This is a genomic window from Devosia riboflavina, assembly GCF_000743575.1.
GTDB classification, from domain to species: domain Bacteria; phylum Pseudomonadota; class Alphaproteobacteria; order Rhizobiales; family Devosiaceae; genus Devosia; species Devosia riboflavina.
Genome location: NZ_JQGC01000001.1, coordinates 189,480 through 210,184, shown reverse-complemented (window position 1 = coordinate 210,184; position 20,705 = coordinate 189,480). Strand labels below are relative to the sequence as shown.

20 protein-coding genes are annotated in these 20,705 nt (G+C 63.0%); 8 read left to right on the top strand and 12 right to left on the bottom strand.

Annotated elements, in window-relative coordinates; translation table 11 throughout:
* Positions 1-24: 24 nt before the first annotated feature.
* From JP75_RS00855 to JP75_RS00835, 5 genes are all read right to left on the bottom strand, one after another.
* The gene (locus JP75_RS00855) at positions 25-840 is read right to left on the bottom strand and encodes an ATP-binding cassette domain-containing protein (RefSeq protein ID WP_035077808.1); all 816 of its coding nucleotides are present in this window, start codon (positions 838-840) and stop codon (positions 25-27) included.
* Positions 841-842: 2 nt separating this feature from the next.
* Positions 843-1,820 (bottom strand): ABC transporter ATP-binding protein, encoded by a 978-nt coding sequence (locus JP75_RS00850; RefSeq protein WP_035077806.1) that lies wholly within the window; start codon positions 1,818-1,820, stop codon positions 843-845.
* Positions 1,820-2,683, bottom strand: a complete 864-nt coding sequence (locus JP75_RS00845; protein ID WP_051960073.1) for an ABC transporter permease — start codon at positions 2,681-2,683, stop codon at positions 1,820-1,822. The genes JP75_RS00850 and JP75_RS00845 overlap by 1 nt, the downstream gene beginning before the upstream one ends.
* The gene (locus tag JP75_RS00840) at positions 2,680-3,627 is read right to left on the bottom strand and encodes an ABC transporter permease (protein WP_035077803.1); all 948 of its coding nucleotides are present in this window, start codon (positions 3,625-3,627) and stop codon (positions 2,680-2,682) included. Before JP75_RS00840 ends, JP75_RS00845 begins: the two co-directional genes overlap by 4 nt.
* 69 nt (positions 3,628-3,696) lie before the next feature.
* Positions 3,697-5,226: an ABC transporter substrate-binding protein gene (locus JP75_RS00835; protein WP_035077800.1), complete on the bottom strand. Its 1,530-nt coding sequence runs from the start codon at positions 5,224-5,226 to the stop codon at positions 3,697-3,699.
* A 230-nt stretch (positions 5,227-5,456) separates the two neighbouring features.
* On the opposite strand from JP75_RS00835, the gene JP75_RS00830 reads away from it, so the two are divergent.
* The 4 genes from JP75_RS00830 (at position 5,457) to JP75_RS00815 (ending at position 9,704) form a co-directional block, all read left to right on the top strand.
* Entirely contained in the window at positions 5,457-6,236 is a 780-nt protein-coding gene (locus tag JP75_RS00830; RefSeq protein ID WP_035077797.1) for an IclR family transcriptional regulator, read from the top strand.
* Positions 6,237-6,336: 100 nt separating this feature from the next.
* On the top strand, positions 6,337-7,404 hold the full coding sequence (locus JP75_RS00825) for a malate/lactate/ureidoglycolate dehydrogenase (protein ID WP_051960071.1): 1,068 nt from the start codon (positions 6,337-6,339) through the stop codon (positions 7,402-7,404).
* Positions 7,405-7,406: 2 nt separating this feature from the next.
* The gene (locus JP75_RS00820) at positions 7,407-8,219 is read left to right on the top strand and encodes an NAD-dependent epimerase/dehydratase family protein (protein WP_051960069.1); all 813 of its coding nucleotides are present in this window, start codon (positions 7,407-7,409) and stop codon (positions 8,217-8,219) included.
* A 12-nt stretch (positions 8,220-8,231) separates the two neighbouring features.
* Entirely contained in the window at positions 8,232-9,704 is a 1,473-nt protein-coding gene (locus JP75_RS00815; protein WP_035077793.1) for a M81 family metallopeptidase, read from the top strand.
* On the opposite strand, the gene JP75_RS00810 is transcribed toward JP75_RS00815, so the two are convergent.
* From JP75_RS00810 to JP75_RS00800, 3 genes are read right to left on the bottom strand one after another with little or no spacing between them, the layout of a single operon-like run.
* On the bottom strand, positions 9,701-10,102 hold the full coding sequence (locus JP75_RS00810; RefSeq protein WP_035077790.1) for a RidA family protein: 402 nt from the start codon (positions 10,100-10,102) through the stop codon (positions 9,701-9,703). The genes JP75_RS00815 and JP75_RS00810 overlap by 4 nt on opposite strands.
* A 14-nt stretch (positions 10,103-10,116) precedes the next feature.
* Positions 10,117-11,112, bottom strand: a complete 996-nt coding sequence (locus JP75_RS00805; protein WP_051960068.1) for a GntR family transcriptional regulator — start codon at positions 11,110-11,112, stop codon at positions 10,117-10,119.
* Entirely contained in the window at positions 11,109-11,879 is a 771-nt protein-coding gene (locus JP75_RS00800; RefSeq protein ID WP_035077787.1) for an SDR family NAD(P)-dependent oxidoreductase, read from the bottom strand. Before JP75_RS00800 ends, JP75_RS00805 begins: the two co-directional genes overlap by 4 nt.
* Before the next feature lie 64 nt (positions 11,880-11,943).
* Between JP75_RS00800 and JP75_RS00795 the strand changes: the two genes are divergently transcribed.
* From JP75_RS00795 to JP75_RS00785, 3 genes are read left to right on the top strand one after another with little or no spacing between them, the layout of a single operon-like run.
* A complete protein-coding gene (locus tag JP75_RS00795) occupies positions 11,944-13,134 on the top strand; it encodes an N-acetylglucosamine-6-phosphate deacetylase (RefSeq protein ID WP_035077784.1) in 1,191 nt (396 codons plus the stop codon).
* Positions 13,118-13,579 (top strand): hypothetical protein, encoded by a 462-nt coding sequence (locus tag JP75_RS00790; protein ID WP_035077781.1) that lies wholly within the window; start codon positions 13,118-13,120, stop codon positions 13,577-13,579. Before JP75_RS00795 ends, JP75_RS00790 begins: the two co-directional genes overlap by 17 nt.
* Positions 13,576-14,067 (top strand): hypothetical protein, encoded by a 492-nt coding sequence (locus tag JP75_RS00785; protein WP_035077778.1) that lies wholly within the window; start codon positions 13,576-13,578, stop codon positions 14,065-14,067. Before JP75_RS00790 ends, JP75_RS00785 begins: the two co-directional genes overlap by 4 nt.
* Here JP75_RS00785 and JP75_RS00780 read toward each other — a convergent pair.
* The 3 genes from JP75_RS00780 to JP75_RS00770 are packed head-to-tail and all read right to left on the bottom strand — an operon-like array spanning position 14,064 to position 18,197.
* Positions 14,064-16,319 (bottom strand): MFS transporter, encoded by a 2,256-nt coding sequence (locus JP75_RS00780; RefSeq protein ID WP_152565690.1) that lies wholly within the window; start codon positions 16,317-16,319, stop codon positions 14,064-14,066. The genes JP75_RS00785 and JP75_RS00780 overlap by 4 nt on opposite strands.
* A 7-nt stretch (positions 16,320-16,326) precedes the next feature.
* The gene (locus tag JP75_RS00775; protein WP_035077772.1) at positions 16,327-17,400 is read right to left on the bottom strand and encodes a sialidase family protein; all 1,074 of its coding nucleotides are present in this window, start codon (positions 17,398-17,400) and stop codon (positions 16,327-16,329) included.
* Positions 17,401-17,408: 8 nt separating this feature from the next.
* Positions 17,409-18,197 (bottom strand): helix-turn-helix transcriptional regulator, encoded by a 789-nt coding sequence (locus tag JP75_RS00770; RefSeq protein ID WP_035077769.1) that lies wholly within the window; start codon positions 18,195-18,197, stop codon positions 17,409-17,411.
* A 149-nt stretch (positions 18,198-18,346) separates the two neighbouring features.
* Here JP75_RS00770 and JP75_RS00765 point away from each other — a divergent pair, with 149 nt between their 5' ends.
* Positions 18,347-19,123 carry a phytanoyl-CoA dioxygenase family protein gene (locus JP75_RS00765; RefSeq protein WP_201772887.1) on the top strand — a complete coding sequence of 259 codons (777 nt, stop codon included), beginning with the start codon at positions 18,347-18,349 and terminating at the stop codon, positions 19,121-19,123.
* 68 nt (positions 19,124-19,191) lie between these two features.
* Here JP75_RS00765 and JP75_RS00760 read toward each other — a convergent pair whose 3' ends face one another.
* Positions 19,192-20,691 carry a M81 family metallopeptidase gene (locus tag JP75_RS00760; protein WP_035077766.1) on the bottom strand — a complete coding sequence of 500 codons (1,500 nt, stop codon included), beginning with the start codon at positions 20,689-20,691 and terminating at the stop codon, positions 19,192-19,194.
* Between the last annotated feature and the right edge of the window lie 14 nt (positions 20,692-20,705).

Below are 20,705 nucleotides of genomic sequence, written 5' to 3'. Positions count from 1 at the left end.
GTGCGGAATAGTTTGCGGAAGTTCCTAGAGCGCGGTGCCGGAAAGGCCTGATTCAACCGTCAATACGGCATCGACGAGGTTTTTCGTCTGGGGAGCAGTGGGTCGGGTGAAAAGCTCGACGGGCTGCCCGACCTCGACGATGCGACCGGACGCGATGACCGAGACGCGGCTCGTCGTGTAGGCGACCACCGAGAGGTCATGGGCGATGAAAACGAGGCCCAGATTGAGATCGCGGACGAGGTCTTTGAGGAGGTTCAGCACCTGCGCCTGGATGGAGACGTCGAGGGCCGAGACCGGTTCGTCGGCGACCAGCACGCGTGGATTGGGCATGAGGGCGCGGGCGATGGCGATGCGCTGCAACTGGCCGCCGGAGAATTCATGCGGGAAGCGCTCCAGTGCCGAGCGGTCGAGGCCGACCTGGTCGAGCACTTCGTGGAGGCGTTTGACGTGATCGCCCTCGATGCGCAGGCTGCGCATGGGTTCGAGCAGGGCCGTGCCGACGCGCATGCGCGGATCGAGCGAGCTGCGCGGGTTTTGCAGCACCATTTGAACGGCGCGGCGAAAACTGGCGCGCTGGGCCTGGTCGGCGGACCAGATATCGGTGCCATCGAATAACACGTGGCCTGATTGCGGGCGCTCCATGCCGGTGAGGATGCGGGTGAGGGTGGTTTTGCCGGCGCCGCTTTCGCCGACAAGTCCAACGGCTTCGCCGGCACAGACGTCAAAGTCGATGCTGTCGAGAACAGTGAAGCTGCCGGGTGGGGAGAAGAGGGCGGTGCGCGGCAGACTATAGGCCTGGGTGACCTGCTGCATGGCGAGAAGCGGGCGGCGCTCGGACATGGTCAGGCCTCCACTACTTGCACCGCGCCGACGGGGTGCCAGCAGGCAGCGCCATTCGGGGCGAGCTCGGGCATTTCGGTGCGGCACTTTTCGGTGGCGGCGGGGCAACGCGGATTGAAGGCGCAACCGGAGGGCAGGCGTTGCAACGGCGGAACCATGCCGGGAATGGAAACGAGGCGCGAGGAGCCGTCGAGGGCGATATTGTCCATGGTCGGCTGGGAGTCGAGAAGGCCGCGCGTGTAATGGTGGCGCGGATTGCGGAAGACATCCTGCACCGGGCCATATTCGACGATGCGGCCGGCATACATGACGGCGACGGTGTCGCACATGGCGGCGATGACGGGGAGGTCGTGGGTGATCATAAGGAGGGCGCTGTTGCGCTCGCGCGTGGCTGCGTTGAGAAGGCGCAGCACCTGCTTCTGGACGGTGACGTCGAGGGCTGTGGTGGGCTCGTCGGCGATGATCAATTGCGGATAGCAGGCCAGCGCCATGGCGATCATGATGCGCTGCTTCTGGCCGCCGGAAATCTGGTGGGGATAGGAGCGCGCGAGCTGCTCGGGGCGGGGCAGGTTCATCTGCACCATGAGGTCCACGGCCTGCCGCATGGCTTCGCGCCGGCCTACGCCATTGTGGCGGTGAATGACATCGGCGATCTGGTCGCCGACGCGGCGCACCGGATTGAGGGAGGACATGGGGTCTTGGAACACCATGGAAATGGTGCGGCCGCGGCGGGAGGATAGGACTCTGTCCGACTGGCTGACGAGATTGACGCCGTCATGCAGCACTTCGCCATGGGCCTGCCAACCGGCTGGGAGCAGGCCCATGAGCGCGAGAGCGGTCATGCTCTTGCCCGAGCCCGATTCACCGACAAGTCCCATGCGGCCACCGGCTGGCAGGGTGAAGGAGACGCCGCGCACGGCGTTGAGGTCTTCGTAGCCGACGGTGAGGTTTTTTACCTCGATGGCGGGAGGCGTGGTCATCATGCCCTCCGCGCCAGTTTGGGATCGAGCACGTCGCGCAGCCCATCGCCGAGAAGGTTGAGGCCGAGCACGACGATGACGATTGCAAGGCCTGGCCACATGGCGAGGGGCGAGGAAATGCCGACCTGCTGCTGGGCTTCGTTGAGCATCATGCCCCAGGAGATCGAGGGGCGAGTGACGCCGACGCCGAGATAGGAAAGGCCCGCCTCGGTGAGGATGCCAGCCGCGAAATAGAGCGTGAACTGGACGATCATGACGCCGGCGACATTGGGCAGGACATGGCGGAGGAGAATGAACCAGGTGGGGCGGTCATAGAGGCGCGCCGCGGTGATGAAATCTTCCTGCATGACCGAGAGGGCCGCCGAGCGGATGACACGGGTGAAGGAGGGGGTGAAGAAGGCCGAGAGCGCCAGGATGGTGGTGAGGGCGCCCGAGCCGATGGTGGCGGCGAGGACAAGCGCGGTCACCATGCCGGGAATGGAGAGCATGATATCGGCGCCGCGCGAGATGGTCTCGTCGGCCACGCGCCCAAAGGCGGCGGCCGAGAGGCCGGCAATGGTGCCGATGACGAGGCTGATCAGTGCGCCGCCGGCTCCGACCGTGAGCGAAGTGCGGGCACCGACCATGAGCTGGGAGAAGATATCGCGGCCGAGCGCATCGGTGCCGAGGAGATAGCCGGGCGAGCCGGCGGGCAGGAGGCGATCGGGGATGCGCGGCACATTGGGATTATGCGGCAGGTAGAAGAACGAGGCCAGCGCCATGGCCATGAAGGCCGCCGTGACGACGATGCCGATGGTGAGCGTGAGATTGCGGCGACGCCTGCGTCTGGGCTTAGCCGGCGTGGCGGTTGGGGCGATGGTCATCGGGCCAGCCTCACGCGCGGATCGAGGACGCCGTAGAGCAGGTCGACGATGAGATTGATGAACATGACGAAGATGATGATCAGCATGACGGTCGACTGCACGACGATGACTTCGCGGGCGGCGACATTGGCGAGGATCATGCGGCTGAGGCCGGGCAGGGAGAAGACGGTCTCGATGATGACGGTGCCGCCGATGAGTTCGGCGATCTGCAGGCCGACGACGGTGGCGATGGGCAGGGCGGCATTGCGGAGGCCGACCTGCAGCAGTGCCTGCATCCGCGTCATGCCCGTGGCTCGGGCGGTGCGGACATAGTCCTGGTTCATGACGTCGAGCACGGCCGAGCGAACATAGCGGGTGAGCGAGGCGCCGAGGATGAGCCCGAGGGAGATGACGGGCAGGACGAGCGAGCGCACGGCGCCCCAGAGGCTGACGTCCCAATTGGTCCAGCCGCCGGTTGGAAGCCAGCCGAGCCGGACGCCAAAAAGGAGCGAGAGCAGAATGCCGGCCCAGAAGACGGGCACGGCAATGCCGACCTGGCTCAGGAGCGCGATGACGGCGCCGAGCGGCTTGTCGGAATTGAGAGCTGAATAGGTGCCGGCGGGAATGGCGATGACAAGGCCGAGGATGAGGCCGGACACGCAGAGCGGAATGGAGATGGAAAGGCGCGAGACGACGAGATCGGTGACGGGCTCATTGGTGCGGAAGGAACGCCCGAGATCGCCCTGGAGCAGATTGCCGATCCAGTCGAAATATTGGACGAAGAGCGGGCGATCGAGCCCATATTGCTGGGCCAGCGCATTGATCGCTTCGGCGGTGGCGTCCTTGCCGAGAATGACGGCGGCGACATTGCCGCCCGCCCCGCGGATGAGCAGGAAAATGGCGATGGAGGCCACCAGGACCGCCAACAGGAAAAAGGCCAGCTTGCGGGCGATATAGACCGGCATCGGGCGCGACGTCTCCTCAACTGACAGAGGGCGACCGGGACCGGCGACAGAGCCGGCCCCGGCGCGAAATTACCAGTGCAGCGGGGCGAATTCGAGCGCCACGGCGACGCGCGGTTCGACAAAGCCCTTGAGGTCGGGATCGAAGAGGCCGACGCCCTTCTTGGCGATGATCGGCACGATCACAGCATCCTTTCGCAGGATATCGGCTGATTTCTGCATCAGGGCGAGGTAGTCCTCGTCGGTGAGCGCCTCGTCGGCATCGGCGAGAGCCTGAGTATATTCGGCAGAGCAATAGGTGCTCCAGCCGGCGCTAGCTTCATCGGCGCAAGCCCATTGGGTTGGGTCGGCATCGCCGGACATGACCGTCACGTCGAACTGTGGCGGGCGGCCCTGGAAGATCAACTGGGAATAGCGCGCCAGATCGATGGCATTGCGGGACATGTTGAAGCCGGCCGCCTGCATGGTGGGCACCATGATATCGGCGGGCAAGGACAGGTCCGGCACGTCGCTCAGCGATGCATATTCGAGCGGGGTCGAGGCGTAGCCCTTTTCGGCAACGAGGGCCATGACCTTCTCGATGTCATAGGGATAGGGGCAGCTTTCCGGGCTTTCGGCCGCGTACCAGGCCTGGTTGGGCAAGGCGAAGGTGCAGGTATTTTCCGCGCCCCAGGAGGCGCCGAAGGCGTCGTTATAGGCCTGGCGGTCGATGGTCATGGCCAGGGCCTGGCGCAATTCGGGATCGAGCTTCTGGTTGATCACGGCATAGGTCGGCTCGCCGATCTGCGGATAGGTAACCATGGAGAAGTTCTTGTCGAGGCCGCGGGCCATCAACTGTTCCCAGAGGTCGATGGTGATGACCGGGAGGGAGTCGACTTCGCCGGCTTCGAGCGCGTTGAGGCCGGCGGTACCATCGGTGATGATGCGGACAGTGACGTCCTTGATCGCGGGCGCATCGCCCCAATAGTTTTCGTTGGCGGTGAATTCGAAGCTGGAGTTGGACGTGTAGCTCACGAGCTTGTAGGGGCCGGTGCCGATCGGGTTGGTGGCGATGGTCTCGGCCGAGGCTTCGGGTTGGATGAGGCCGGCTGTGGAGCCCATGCCCTTCCAGAAATTCTGGCTCGGGCGATCGAGCGTTACCTTTACGGTGCGGTCATCAACCTTTTCAATGGCGGTGACGGCCTGATAGGCGGCGGAGTTCTGGGAGACGGGGCTCGCCTTCATTGCGTTGAGCGAATAGATCACGTCTTCGACGGTGAGCGGCTCGCCATTGGAGAACTTGGCCTCGCGGATGGTGAAGGTATAGGTCAGCTTGTCGTCGCTGATTTTCCAAGCTTCGGCGACGCCGGGTGCGACGGAGCCGTCCTTGTTGAAATAAACCAGCGGCTCGACGACATTGGCCGGAATCCAGAGACGCAAGGCTGTCAGATTGCTCTTGGTATAGTCCAGCGTGCCCGGATCCTGGCGGGCAACGAGGATCATCTTGCCTTCTTCGGCGCGCGTCTGCGCCAGCGCCACGCCCGGCACGGCTGCCAGAATGGCCGCGGTTGCGGTCAGCATGGTGAGGCCAAGCCGGAAAGACTTGAGAATTGGCTGCGTCATGGTCGGTTCCCTGTTTTGCGTCTCTCCGCGCGCCACCCGGCTTGGCCGGGCCCCTTCGGCACACGTCTGGCCTAATGACGCATCCAAGGGAATGGGCTGTAAATCGGGCCGCGTTTCGCTTTACGAAATAAGCGAGGGTCGACTGCTCAAGAGATGTGCAAAATGTCAGTCTGTTGACAGCGTGGGCGGCAGCATTCTCTAATCATGCCCGATGGGTCTCGGAGGATAGAGTGGCCAAGGGTAGCGACCCCTATTCGGTTTTGCCGGTTGCCAAGGCGATGCAGGTGTTTGCCTATGTTGCGAGCCAGGCGCATGACGTGACCTTGACCGAGGTGGTGCAGGCGCTCGGCATGCCCAAGACCACAGTGTTTCGTTATCTGCAGACGCTCTCGGCTGCCGGGCTTTTTGCGCACGACATCGTGCAGGACCGCTACGGCGTCGGCGAAAAATTTCGCGAACTGGCGCAGACGGACGCGATCTATCACAGCCTTCGCAGTACGGCGCAGGGTGAACTCGATGTGCTGGTCGGTGGATTTCGCGAGACGGTGAACCTGGCGGTGCTGGCGGACGATGAAGTCGTCTATGTCGATATTCGCGAGGCGACGCGCTCGCAGAGGTTCCAGGCGCGCATCGGCCATCGGCACCCCGTGCATTCGACCTCGCTGGGCAAGGCCATGGCGGCGTTTCTGCCAAGCGAAACGGTCGAGCGGCTGGTGCGGCCCGAATATGAGCAGCGCACCTATCGCACGCTGACCGATGCGCGGACCTTCCGTCGCCATGTCGAGGAAGCGCGGCGGCGCGGCTTTGCCATGGAAACGGGCGAGAACGAGGATGGGGTGACCTGCATTGGCGTGCCCATTCTCGACGGCAAGGGCTATCCCATAGCCGCGGTGAGCCTTTCGGCCCCGGATAATCGCATGAAGGCCATGGTCGATCGTGCCGCCGAGGCACTGCAGGATGCGGCAAGGCGGATCACCGCTGCGCTGCCACCGATTTCGCTAAACGTTTAAGACAAAACCCGCCGACGTTTCTTGCGGCGAAACGCGGCTCCCTTATCGGCTCCCCGAGGCTGGCATAGGCTCGATCCATCCTTGTGGACGGGAGAGAGCGATGGGGGCCTTGCCGGTGAAGCCGGACGTGCTGCGGCGCGCAGTGGCGGAGCTATTTACGGCGACCGGGGCGACGACGGAAAATGCCGGGCTGATTGCCGAGCATCTGGTCGAGGCAAATCTGCGCGGGCACGATTCCCATGGCGTAGGCGTGGTCCCGCTTTATCTCAAGAGCATTGCGGCGGGCGGCATGGTCCTCAACCAGACGCTCAAGCCTGTTGCCGACAGGGGCGGCATGGTGATCTTCGATGCTGGGCGCGGCGCGGGCCAGGTGATGGGGCATCGCGCCATGGAGGCGGGGATCGAACTGGCGCAGGCGCAGGGCAGCGCCATTGTCGGCCTGCGCAATAGCCATCATCTGGGGCGCATCGGCCGTTGGGCCGAGCAGTGTGCGGCGGCCGGGCTGGTCTCGGTGCATTTCGTCAATGTGGTTGCAGGGCCCATCGTGGCGCCATTTGGAGGAACGAAGGCGCGACTAGGCACCAATCCCTTTGCTGCGGGATTTCCGAGGGCGGGGGCGGAACCCGTCGTGGTTGATTTTGCGACGAGCCGCCTGGCCATGGGAAAGATCCGCGTCTATCGCAACCAGGGTAAGGTGCTGCCGGACAATGCGCTGCTGACGGCGGATGGGTTGCCGACCAATGATCCCAACGATCTCTTTGCCGATCCGCCCGGTGTGCTGGTGCCGTTTGGTGAGCACAAGGGCTGGGGGCTGGCGCTGGCATGCGAGCTGCTGGGAGCGGCGCTGCTGGGCGGGGAGACGCAGCACGATGGGGCGAGCGATCCAGCGGTGATCAATTCCATGCTGTCCATTCTCGTGTCGCCGGAACGGATCGGCACGCTCGACGCCTTTGGCGCGGAGATGGCGCAGGTGCTGGCCTGGGTACAGTCGGAAAATGCCGAAAAGCCCGGGCAGGTATTGCTGCCGGGGCAGCCGGAACAGGCGGTGCGACGGCAGCGGATGGATGGCATTCCGCTTGACCCGGCGACCTTGAGCCAGATTGCCCAAGCGGCGAGCGAAAGCGGCCTCAAGGGACTGATCTTCCAAAATCTGGCGCGGGAGTTTTAGCGATGGCGCGCGTTCTCATCACTGGCGCCGCCGGCAATCTGGGCAGCAAGCTGGTCGCGCATTGGCGGGCCGGCGGGACGCATGAGCTTGTCCTCCTCGACCGGGCGGGTGGAGCCGATGTGATCAGTGCCGATATCAGCGTGTTCGGCGCGGATTGGGCTGGACGCTTCGCAGGTATTGACGTGGTCGTGCATCTCGCGGGGCAGATTTCGCCGGGGTCGAAATGGGAGCAGGTGCAGCCGGCCAATGTGGTTGGCACGGCCAATGTGTTGCGGGCGGCGCGGGAGGCGGGGGTGCCGCGCGTGGTGTTTGCCAGCACCAATCAGGTCATGGGCGGCTATCGGTTTCGCTCGGAACGGATCGGTTCTGCCTCATCGCCGCTGCCGCTCAATCCCTATGCGGTGTCAAAGCTGATGGGTGAGGAAATGGGGCGGGCTTTTGCCGCTGAGACCGGGGACGACTTCATCGCCTTCCGCATCGGCAATATCTGGCCGGGAACGAACCTGCCGGGACCTGATCTGGGTATTGGCAGTTGGGGGCAGGAAATGTGGCTGTCCAATCGCGATTTTCTCCACGGAATGGATTGTGCCGTCGTGGCGCCGAAGGTGGGGTTTGGGATCTTCAATCTTGTCTCCGACAATCCGGGCATGCGTTGGGACATTGAGCCGGCACGGCGGATCCTCGGCTACGAGCCGCAGGACGGGAATGCGCCGGTCTATACGCCTGAGGTGATTGCGGAGGACGAGCGGGCGCGCAAAGCGGTGCTGGTGCCCGGAACCTGGCTCGACCAGCACAGCCGTCTTCTCGATATCTAGCGAGATTTTTCCATGCGCATCTTTATCGCCACGCTTGGCACCGAGACCAATACCTTCGCGTCCTTCCCCACAGGGATCGAGGATTTCTACGACTGCTTCTGGAATGAGGGCGATATTGCGAGTGCCATGCCGTCACCGTGGAGCGGGCCGGGGCAGACCTGGTTGAAGCGCGCGGAGGCGGAAGGTTGGGAGGTGGTGCAGAGCCTTTTTGCCTTTGCCAATCCGGCGGGGCCGACGACGAGGCCGGCCTATGAGAGCATGCGCGATCGTATCCTCGGCGACCTGAAAGCGGCTGGGCCGGTCGATGCGGTGCTGATGTTCCTTCATGGCGCGATGATCGCGGATGGCTACGATGACTGCGAGGCCGATCTTGTAATGCGGATGCGGGCTATTGTGGGGAGCGAGGTCAGGATCGGTCTCGAACTCGACCTACATGCCCATATCGACGACGTGCTCGTCGAGGCGGCCGATATCATCGTCTTCTACAAGACCTATCCGCATATCGACCACAATGAGCGGGCGCATGAGGTGTTCGATCTCATGCAGCGCACGCTGGCGGGCGAGATTGCGCCTGAGATGGCGCTGTTCGATTGCCGCAGCATCGGGCTTTTTCCGACGACGATGGAAGGGCCTATGCCCGGATTCTGTGCGGAGATGGAAGCGGCAGAGGGGAAAGGCGGCGTGCTGTCGCTATCGCTCAATCATGGGTTTCCATGGGCCGACCTGCCGCAGGCGGGGGTGAAGATGCTGGCGGTGGTGGATGGGGATGCGGCGCTCGCCGAGAGTGTGGCGGCAGATTTTGGCCGGAGGTTTTATGCAATCCGGAACGAAGCGACGCTGCCTTTCACGCCCTTCGACGAGGCCATAGCCGAAGCGAAAACCGTGGGCAGTATGCCGCTGGTGATCGCCGATACGGCTGATCAGATCGGCAGCGGCGCACCTGGCGACACGACTTATGTGCTGAGGGCTTTCATCGAAGCGGGCATTCGCAACGCGGCGGTAGTGCCATTGTGGGATCCGCTGGCAGTGAAAATCTGTTTTCAGGTTGGGCTCGGTGCGCGGCTAAAGCTCAGGATCGGCGGCAAGTATGAGCCGCATTCGGGACCAGCGCTTGATGCGGAGGCGGAAGTCCTGCACCTCGCGGCGGATTCCTGGCAGGGGCATATTGGCGACGAAAAAATCCGCATCGGCGATGTGGCGGTGGTGCGGGTCGAAGGGATCGAGGTGCTGCTGACGAGCCTCAGGACCAATCTCTATTCCCTGGACCTGATGAGCCGTCACGGCATTATCTACGAAACCAAGCAAGTGGTTTCGATCAAGAATCTCTACAAGCAGAAGGACCTGTTTGCGCCGATCTCACGAAAACAACTGTTCGTGGCGACGCCGGGCACCAGCAACCCCGACTGGAAGGCCCTGCCTTTCGAGCGTCTGCAGCGGCCGATCTGGCCGCTGGATGATGATCCGCTGGGGCTGGACCAGGTTTAGCCGATGCGTTCCGCCTCTTGGCGGGTGGCCTTGGCATAGGCGACGCAGTCGAGTTCGAATTTGAGCTTGGTACCGAGGACGCCGACGATGGTGCTGCGGCTGGGGCGGGGGTCACTGAAGTATTCGGGATAGATCTGGTTGTAGAGGGCGAGGTCGGCCTCGTCGGCGACGTAGGATTTGACATTGACGACGTGGTCGAGGCTGAGGCCGCCGGCTTCCAGGATGGCGCGCAGATTTTCGATCGAGCGGCGCATTTCGCCTTCAAACGTATCGGTGATGATGGCGCCGCTGGCGCTATCGACCGAGGCCTGGCCGGAGACGAACATCAGGTCGCCGGCGATGAAGGCGGGGCTGAAAGGCAGGTGCGAGCGGGCGCCGCTATCGACGAGCTTGAGCATGGAAAAGGTCCTGATCAGTAAACGAAATGGGCCGGGAAAGTGTGGACACCGCCTTCGCCGGGCCGGTCATCAAGGTTCTGGTAGATGGTCGGCAGCACGGTCTTGAGCCAGGCGCCGCTTTCGACGACGAAGCCGGGGCGGTGGGAATCGAGCCCATAGGGATAGATGCGCACCGGCTTGGCGAGCGCTTCGGCCATGCGGGCGTGCCAGCGGTGGTGCATATAGCCACAGATGAGGTCGGGCTGGAACTCGGCGATGGTCTCTTCGAGCGGCGCGATATCGGCCGCCTGGTCTTCCTGGTTCACTTCGGTGATGCGCAGAATCTGGACCGCCTCGCTCGCCGCGCAGGCGGTTTTGAATTTTTCGAGGCGTGAGGCCTGTTCGGAGGAGAGGTGAACCGTGTCGAGATAGAGGACGCGATTGGGTCTGTTGCCGAGCCGGGCGAACATTTCCTCGAAGGCCGGGCCATAGTCGAGGCCGTAGCTATGGATGCCCGGCAGGTCGAGCGTGGCGTCTAGGACGCTGACCTGGCTCGTGGTCTGGCCGAGGGCGGAAATATCGGTTTCGTCGGTGATACCGGCGAGGACGACCATGTCGAGGCGGTCCCAGAAGGTGACCGGCATCTTGTCGTGGGTGAAACTGCCCATGACGAATTCATGCCCATCCGAGACAATGCCGCGTTCGAGCGCGATGACGAGGCGGGTGTAGAATTCGTTGTTGAAGATGCCGCCGCCGACGATGTTGCGGTTATAGAAGAAGCCGACGCGGTGGTGAGCTTCGGCCCAGGGGGCTTTTTCTAGGAAGGAGCCGCGGCCGACCTGGCGACGGATGACGCCTTCGGCTTCGAGGTCCTTGAGGGTCTTGATGACGGTGATCAGCGAGAAATCGCAGAATTTGGTGATCTCGTTCTGCGACTCGATCTTGTCCCCCGCCTTGAGGCCGGCCGTTTTCCAACGGCGGAACAAGAGGTCCCGCAATTGCAGGTGGCGCGGTGTCAGTTCAACATTCACGGTTCGACACCCCAGGACAGTTGGTTGGCAAGAATCCCGCCATCGATGAACAACATCTGTCCTGTAATATAACGCGCCTCATCGGAAGCAAGAAAGACCGCGGCTCCACCGATATCTTCGGGTTCGGCGATACGGCCGAGCGGAATCTGTCGGGCGAGGGACTTTCTCAGGTCTTCCGAGGCGAGGGCCGCAGCGGTGAGCGGCGTGCGGACGAGGCCAGGGCCGAGGCCGTTTACGCGGATACCGCGGCTGGCGAGGGTCACCGCAAGGGATTTGACCAGCATGAGCACGGCGCCTTTGGAGGTGTCGTAGGCGACGCTATCGCGTTCGGCGGCCATGGAATTGGTCGAGCCGACGCAGATGATGCTGGCGCCGGTCTGGCCCTGAGTTACGCGGTTGGCGAAGGCTTGGCTCGCGAAGAGATAAGCGCGCACATTGAGCGCGAAGGTGCGGTCGAAGATGTCTTCGGTGAGCTGGCCGAAGGGGGCATCGAGAAAAGTGCCGGCATTGTTGACGAGGGTGTCGAGCGCCCCCCACTGTGCGTGAGCCTCTTCGATGAGCCGTTCTGCGCCGCCCGCCTTTGAGAGATCGGTTTGCACAAAGCGCACATCGGTAAGAGCAGAAAGCTCGCCTATGGCAGCTTCCGCATGGTGGTCGCGAATGTGAGAATTGAGGATCAAGCGGTGGCCGTCAGCGGCAAAAGCCTTGGCAATTCCAAGGCCTATGCCATGCGTGGAGCCGGTAATGCAGACGGTGCGGCGATCCATATTTACACCCGAAACGAAGTGAGTTAACTCATTAGCATAATAACATGCTAATAGAGGTTCCCCAATGAGTGTCAAGCAGAAGTGGGCAGGCGGTCTCGTGGTGACGCCCACCGGGATTCTGCGCCATGACCTGTTGGTGGAAGACGGCCGGATTCTGGGCATTGTCGCACCGGAAACGACGACCGGGGCGGATTGGCAGGTGCAGGATGCCAGTGGGAAGCTGCTGTTTCCGGGTATGATCGACCTCTTGCAGCATGGTTTCGACATCAACCTTTATTCCGATGCGACGCCGAATGGGGTGGCCGACTCCGCCGCCAAGCTGCCGGCGCGCGGGGTGACGGCGTTTTTGCCGTCCATCGGGTGCCAACCGCCCGCCGAATTCGGCTCAGTGCTGTCGCGGCTTTCCGAGGCTTGTGATCGTGCGGAGGGAGCGCGGGCATTGGGCATGCACAGCGAGGGGCCGTGCTTCAATTCGCCGGGGGCGCATAATCCGCAGAACCTGCAACTGCCGTCAGTGGAACTGGCAGAGATGATGCTGGAACAGGCAGGTGGGCGGCTGGCGGCGGTGACCATTGCGCCGGAACTGCCGGGGGCGGAGCAGTTTATCCGCCGGATGAAGGCGGCAGGGGTTTCGATCCATTTCGGCCATAGCCAGGCGGCGCCGGACGATGTTTCGCGCTATGTCGGCTGGGGCATCGATGCGGTGACGCATATGTATGACGTGATGCGGACGATCCCGCCGGATAATTCGGGGGTGCATGTGTTTTCGCTGCCCGATGCGCTCCTGGCCGAGCGGCATCTGGCGCTGGGCGTTGTCGCCGATGGCATTCATGCGCATCCGAAGCTCCTGCGCATCCTGGCGCAATTGCCGGCCGATCGGGTGTTTCTCGAGACGGATTCGATGAAATATGCCGGGCTGCCGGGGACGGAATTCGAGTTCTATCCCGGCTATTTCGTGACCAGCGCGCCTGGCAGGGCGGTGCGGGATCGGAATGGCGGGCTTTGCGGCTCGTCTTTGACCTCCGATGAGGGCATGCGAAACTATATTTCGATGGCCGGTGTTGATCTGGCGCAGGCCGCATATGCGGCGAGCCTGGTGCCGGCGCGGGTTGTCGGGCGGGAGGCAGACCTCGGCAGTATCGAAGCCGGGAAGCTGGCCGACTTCGTGCTGCTCGATGCTGTGGACTTGTCGGTTGAGGAGACCATTGTTGGTGGCAAATCCTATTTTAGGCGCGACCATGCAAAAGCGGCCTGAAACACCCCTGCGCTATCAGGAAGAGGGCAATGTTCACCTCGATTTTCATGGTGCGGTGAACACGACCATCGACTTCATCGTCGAGCGCTATGGCGTCGAGGTGTTGCACGAGATTTTCGCCAAGGTGGGCAGGGATGTTTATGTCGACCTGCGGCGGCATATGCTGGAGGGGCATCCCGAAGAGCTGGTGCGGCATTGGCGGCATTTTTTTACCCGCGAAAATGCCGACTATGACATTGCAGTCAGTGAGGACGAGATCGTGCTTACCGTGCGCCGCTGCACGGCCTATCACCATGTCGCGAAGATCTCGCCATCGGTTTCGGCGCATTTCTGCGACCAGACGACCAAGGTGAACGAGGCGATCGCCGAGGGCACGCCCTATCGGATTGATACCGAGATTACCGGGCCGGGCGCCTGCCGGCAGATCATCCGGAGGCGCGCATGATCCCGAGCGACCATTTCACCCGCTTCTATAACGAGGTGTTCAAGTTCCTTGAGAGCAAGGGGCAGGAGGACCTTGACCTCTACTGGCTCGAAATCAGCAAGAACCAGGAAAAGCATATTCTTGACCTGATCAGGACCAAGGGCCTGCAAGGCATGTACGAATATTGGTCGGTGATCGAGGAAGAGGAAAATTGCGAGCTCGACCTGATGGTCGATGACGAGCATCTCGAGCTGCACATGCATGGCTGTCCGAGCCTTGCCAAGGTGATGGACAACGATGCTGCGCCGATGACGCGCTATTGCGACCATTGCGCCGGATGGATCGGGCCGATCATGGACAAGACCGGTTATCACCTCGTCTATGACGTCATCAGCCGCACCGAACCGCGTTGCGTGATGCGCATCTTCAAGGATGCGGATAAGGCGAAAGAGGCGGAGAAGTCGGTGCAGTTGCTGATGGGATGGCCGGGCAAGAAGGCTGCGACCTAGTCCTTTGGCGGCCGGAGGACGTGGCGGGCGGCTACGGCCAGCAGCACCATAAGGGCTGGGTGGGCTTCGGTTATGCCTTCGGTGCCATCGATGAGTTCGACGACGGGCAGCGCTTCGCGATGGGGCGAGGCGGCGATGAGGGGACGCAGGGCGCGGAGGGCGGCGAAGCTTTCCGCGGTGGGGCCGGTGCCGAGGCCGGCGGCCGCATGTTGTAGCGCGACGCGGACGCTTTCCGTGCGCTCGTCCCTTGTATCAAGCGCTTTGGCGAGCCGGCTTAACAGGGCCGGCAGGCAGTAGCCGGGCATGCGCTGTTCGCGCCGCCAATTGCGGGCGAACTGTTCCTCGATGCCGAGGATTTTTGAGATGGCCAGCAGCACGACTTTGCTGCGGGGCTCGCTGATCGGATTCTCGTCGTGGGCCTGGTCGACATAGATGGCGACGAGGGCGGGAACGCTTTGCCGGTCGCCGAACTTGCCGAGGGCGGAGGCGGCGGCGAGGCGGCAGTCGATATCGGCGTCTTCGACGAGCATTTTTCGGATGGCGGGCAGATAGAGTTCGGCGCGGATGTCGCCGAGCGAGCGGGCGGCGCGGGAGCGCAGGAGGCGATTGCCGTCATCGAGGAAGCGGGCGATCTTTGCGGCGCTCGAACGGGACTGAAGCTGGCCGAGGGAATCGAGGGCGGCATATTGCAGCTCGATCAGGCCGTCATAGGTGAGGATTTCTTCGAGGGCGTGAATGGCCTTGTGTGTCGGCGGGAGGCGGCCGAGGGCGCGGATGGCTTCGTGGCGGACATCGAAGCTGGGATCAGAAAGGGCAGAGATCAGTTCGTCCTTGGCGAGGGTGCTGCCGGAGCCGCCAAAGCTATAGGCGAGGTCCCGGCGGCGTTGCTCGGACGTAAAGCTGGAAAAGCGCTGAATGCCCCAGAGGGCGCGCAGGGGATTGCCGGTGGAGAACTGCCCGAGGAAATCGCGGACGCCGGTGGCGCCTTCTTCCTTGAGAAGGGCGAAGACGGCGGCGGAGCTGGCGGTGACCAAGGCGGCGACGAGGAAGAGCGCTTCGTAGCCACCGATATGGGCGGGGCCGAGGCTGGTGCCGCTGTGCTCGAAATATTGCACCAATATGCCAGCGAGGACGGTGAGGCCGCCGCCAAAAATGCCATCGCTCGAATAGGCGAGGGCCATGTAGCTCTCGCGCTCTGTGGGCGGCACATAGTTGAGCATATAGACGCTGCCGCCGACCATGGCGCCCTGCACGAGGAAGCCGAAGAGGAAGAAAACGAGGCCGACGAGCAGTTCGACGCCGGGGATGCCATCGTGGAGGAAGGGCAAGGCGAGGAGCATGACGACCTGCAGGGTCTGCAGGGTGATGCGGATCGCGCGGGTGCCGTGGCGGTCGATGAACCAGCCGGCGGCATAGCTGCCGGCGGCTGAGCCGACCGGGACGAGCGCGGCCATGAGCACGATCTGGCCGCTCGAAATGCCCAGCCGCTCGCGGAAGAAGAGCAGCATGAAGATATTGAGGGCTGAGAAGACGAGATATTGGCTGCCGGAGGAATAGAGGAAGGCAAGGAAATTGCGGTCGCGCAGCGGCACGCGGAGCTGGCGGATGGCGTCGAGACTGCTGCTGGATGATTTGCGTGGGCCGCCGCCGCCAAGGCCGAAAAGGAAGAGGCCGCCGACAATGCCGATGACGATGCCAATGGCAAAGACTGGATAGAAGCGCTCGATGCCTTCTTGTCCATCGAGCCAGAGCTGGATGAGGAAGGACCCGATGAGGGCCGTAGGTAGATAGGCCAGCGCGTTTTTGCCGCTGACCTGGCCGCGCACGAGGCGGGGAATGATCTCCTGCGACCAGGGGACGACGGCGGCTTCGGAGAGCGTGCGGCAGATGGCGAAGCAGATGATGGCGCCGAAGATCAGCGCGAAGGCGACGTTGGGCGTGGCCATGAAGAGGGGCGCAACGAAAAGCGGTAGCAGGAAGAGGTAGCGGGCGATGAGCGCGAGGGCCGCGACCCGCTTGGTGCCGAAGTGCAGGATGACCGGCAGGGCGGCAATGCCGAGGACCTGAAAGAAGGGCAGGATGCCGCCGATGAGGCCGATGCGGTCCTTGTCGATGCCCAGTTCCGCCGAAAACAGCACCAGCGGCGCGCCGACGGTGCAGAGCACGGCGGTGCCGGTGAGTACAGAATAGCCGTAGTAGAACGGCATTTTTCTCAGCTTGGCGTAATCGGTCAGTTCTGGTGTCGTCGACACTATGGCCTCAGAGCCGGATGCGGAAAGTTTTGATGACGTGCTGGCTGTCTTCGACCTGCCAGCAGCAGGCGAGGTATTCGCTTTTTCCCAGCGCCAGGAGGCTCGGCTGGCCGAAGCGCAGGCTGGCGAATGGGTCGGTCTCCCCCGTCCGTTGCCTCAGTCTCTCGTCGGCGAAAAGGGCGAGTGTGTCCAGCACTTCCAGACGATCATGGTGGAGGCGGGAGCGATAGATATTGAGGCCGACGGGGGATTCGCGGTGGGCGTGAATGCTGAGCATTTCGCTGTCGCCAAGGGCGAGGCCGTTGGAGGCCTGGGCTGAGATGCCGGTGTCGAGGGTGCGGAAGGTTTTGCCGCCATCCTCGGAGAGGGCGAGGCGATTGGTCAGGTTGCGGCCGGCGGCGATATCGAAAGCCCAGAAGAGGACGCCGATGCGCTCGTTGCCGAAGTCGATCAGGCGGCTTTCCCAAGGGGCGATGGTGCTCGGTTCGGCGCGGAAGAAGATAGATTTTTTCTGCCAGGTCTTGCCGTTGTCGACGCTGGAGATCAGCCAGCCTTCGTGATCGTCGGGGCCGAGGTGGAATGGGGCGCCTGAGCCGAGCAGTTCCCCCGAGCCGTGCTGGATGATGGGGCCGGAGAGTTCGAGACCGGCATTTTCGACGATGAAACGCTCCGGCACCGTCCAGGTGTGGCCGCCGTCGCGGGAGCGGGACAGCTTGTTGTGGAGCGGCAAGAGTTCGTTGGTCTTGGGATCGACGATGGGTGCCAGTGGGGTGGGGCGGAGGAAGACGTAGCCGGTGGCGAGGAGGGAGCCGTCAGCGAGGGCAACCGGCTTGAAAGTTTCGGATTCTTCGGGGGTGAAGGTGTTGGTGTGGAGCCGCGCAGGAGTGCTCCAGGTCCAGCCCTTGTCTGTGCTGCGGCTGGCATAGGCGCGCATGTCGGCAGCGTCGAAGGCCTGGCCGATGGAGAAAAGCGCGACGATGTCGCCATTGGCCAGGCGGGCGAGGCCGGGGAAGGCGGCCTGGCGGCTGACGAGAAGCGGGTCGGGGTTGGCGTAGATCGTGCCGGTCTCAAGGAGCTGCATGGGGGCTCTCAGGCAAAGGGATTGGAGCGGTGGCGGAATTCGCCGGGCGTGCAGCCGCGGCTGCGGTGAAAGGCGGCGATGAAGGTTTCCGCGTGGCCATAGCCGACAAGGCGGGCGATTTCGCCGAGCGTATATCGGGTGGTCGAGAGCAGGTCTTCGGCACGGCGCAGGCGCATTTCGCGGAGATGACTACCAGCAGAGGTGCGGTATTGGCGGCGATGGCGGGCGCGGAGGGCACTTTCGTGCACGCCCATCACGGCGGCGACATCGCTGAGCGTCCGCATCTTGTGGAGGGATTTTGTTGCCTGGCCCCAGGCCATGTCGAGACCGTCATCGCTGGGCTCAGGTGCATGGGTGGTGGCTTTAGGGATATCGAAACAGTCGAGCATGGCGAGGAGAAGCCGGCGACGGCGTTGCAGGTCGGGCTCGGCCGTGGCGCCGGCGAGGCCAAGGCTGAGGCGCAGCATGGCCTGTATGTGCATCGCTTCACCGGGACGCGGTAGGAGGTAGCCGGGGTCGATGGTCTCGGTGCCGACGAGAGTGAAGTGGCAGATCGAGGCGGTAGCGAAGCCGCCTATGGCAGTACCGGAGAAGGGGGTGTTGGGGAGGATCAGGATACCGCCGGGAGCGCTGAGGGTGATGTTGTCGCCGCTGATACTGAGGCGCACGCTGCCCTCGTGGATCCAGAGGAGGTCGTGAAAATCCCATTGGGCCGGCCCGATAGGCATGCGCCGGTCGAAGCGACCGAGACGGTGTTCGCGCAGAATGATGCCATCGGGGTCGATGCTCTGGGTCATGCCAGCACAGCAGCATGAAGCGGGGTGCGTCGCCACTGTGGCGTGGTGCGGGCAATCGGAATTCCTAGTTTGCTGCCGCACTGCTCAACAGACGGCGATAGGCGCTTGGTCTCAGATGTTGGCAGAGGGAACCCAGAAGGAGAAAGCCGATGTCCGTGGCCATGCAGGACCCGCTCACCAGCCTCAAGAGTGATTTCGACCGAGATGGTTTTATCGCCATCAAGCCGCTTTTCGATGCCAGCAAGATGGCGGAGATCAATCGCGAATTCGACCGCTACGTCGAAAGCTGCGTGCCTGAAATGAAGGACACGGAAGTGTTCTATGAAGAGAAGGGCGCCAAGGGCACGCTCAAGCAGATGCAGAACATGCAGCACTATGATGCGTATTTTCGCGATCTGCTGGAGACTGACATGATCCGCGAACTGGCCGAGACCATGCTGGGCGAAAAGGCGCGGGCGGTGAACCTTGAATATTTCAACAAGCCTGCCGGTATCGGCAAGCCGACACCGCCGCATCAGGATGGCTACTATTTCCATTTCAATCCGCCGGCGGCCGTTACCGGCTGGCTGGCGATGGAGCGGGTCGATGCGGAGAACGGCTGCATCCACTATGTGCGGGGCTCGCACAAGATCGATGGGTATCGGCCGCATGGGCGATCGGAAATCCTTGGCTTTTCGCAGGGGATTACCGATTTCGGCACCGAGAACGACAAGGCCAATACGGTGGCGTTTCCGGGCGACGCGGGCACCTTCCTGATGCACCATTCCAAGACCATCCATTGGGCCGGGCCGAATACTTCGCCGACGCGAGCGCGGCGGGCGCTGGGCTTCGTCTATTTCGGGGAGAGCGCCAAGGTGGATGAGGAAGCAAGGGCGGCCTATCAGGCCAAGTTGCAGGCCGATCTTCGGGCCGCAGGCAAGATCTGAATGGCATTGGCGGAGCCCCGGAGGGCTCCGCCGCAAACCTCTTCGATCTCGCTGGGGTCTTGGCATGTTCAGCTCAAGGAAATGACCTTGCCTTGAAGCTTGGTGAAGGGCAGGCGGCGCAAGTCGCTGGTGCAGAGGCCGGGGCTGTCGACGTAAAAACTGGCGCGCTGGATCGAGTCATAGGCGGCGCGATGGGAGACGGCGGCCTTGATGACGACATAGGTGGCGTCTTCGGGGCGCAGGCCCTGCGAATGGTATTGGCCCAGATCCATTGGCGCCGTCTTGCGTTCGGAGAGCAGGATTTTGGCCTGGTTGTTGGCGATAACGGCGCAGCGGCCCATGCGGATGGTCGTGCCGCCCATGGAGGCGAGGTGCGATTTGGGGTTTTCGAGCTGGAAGACGCCGTCGCTGAGGTGTTCGACCGTTCCGGTGAAGGGGATCGGGGCGCCATGATGGGCGTCGGTCTTGCCGCCGATCAGCAGGGAGACTTCTGCGCCCGCTCCGGCGGCGAAGCATTTGGCCACGGCCTCTCGATCGGCGAGGGCGGCGAGGATGTTTTTGCGACCGGTTTCGAGAAGGGGACCGAGAAGGCCCGTCGCATCGCCTGGCGTGCCGCCGCCGATATTGTCGGCGGGTTCGATGAGGAGGATCGGGCCTGTACCCGGCGGCAGGGCGTCGGCTTTGGCTAGGGCGGTGGCGAGATCGTCTTCGTGCGGATAGCCGGCTTCGATATTGGCTTCGAGGACGCTGACCAAGGTGTCGAGGTGTTTTTCGGCAGCGGCGACGGGGCCCTTGGTGACGAGATTGAGGCTAAAGCCGCAATCGGGAATGTCGGAATAGGCGTAGCCGGCCATGACATTGATGGTGAGGATGTCGGAATCGCTGGCCTCGATAGCGCGGGCGGCGGCGAGGACGCTCTTCATCGGATCATTGGCGGAGCCGACGCCCACAGGCGAGATGACGTATTTGGTCGAGCGTTGCAGGGCTTTGATATTGGGTTCGCTGAAAGCGCGATCGAGCAGTTCGGCAGCGGCGACGGCGGATTCGTAGGCGTCGGTATGGGGGTTTTCGCGATAGGCGCGGAGCACTGTCGAATTCTCGACCATGATTTTAGAAATATTGCCGTGGAGGTCGAGGACGGCACCAACCGGCAGGTTGCCGCGCCCGGCAGCTTTCAGGCGGTCGCGAATGGTCTTGATGACGAGGCCTTCGACATCGTCGGAGCCTTCGCTGACCATGGCGCCGTGGAGGACGAGAAAGATGCCGTCGATCTCATCGATATGGCGATCAAGGCCAGCCAGGAAATGTTCGAAGAACAGGTCGACAACGTCGTCGGTTACCTTGCCGGCCGGTTGAGCGGCCATCTGAATGGTAGGGAGGATGCGCCAGCCGGCCTTTTCGGCATAGTCGATGAAGCCGGCGCTGGGCGAGCCATTGCCGCGGTTCTGGTCCACTGCCGCCTGACCGATGCGGATGCCGCCATCCTCGAACTGGGCCATGCCGGTCTTGTCGGCGAGGAAGGTATGGGTCTCGTGATAGAGGCCCCCGAAAAGTATGGTCTTGGACATGGCGCAGTCCTTGG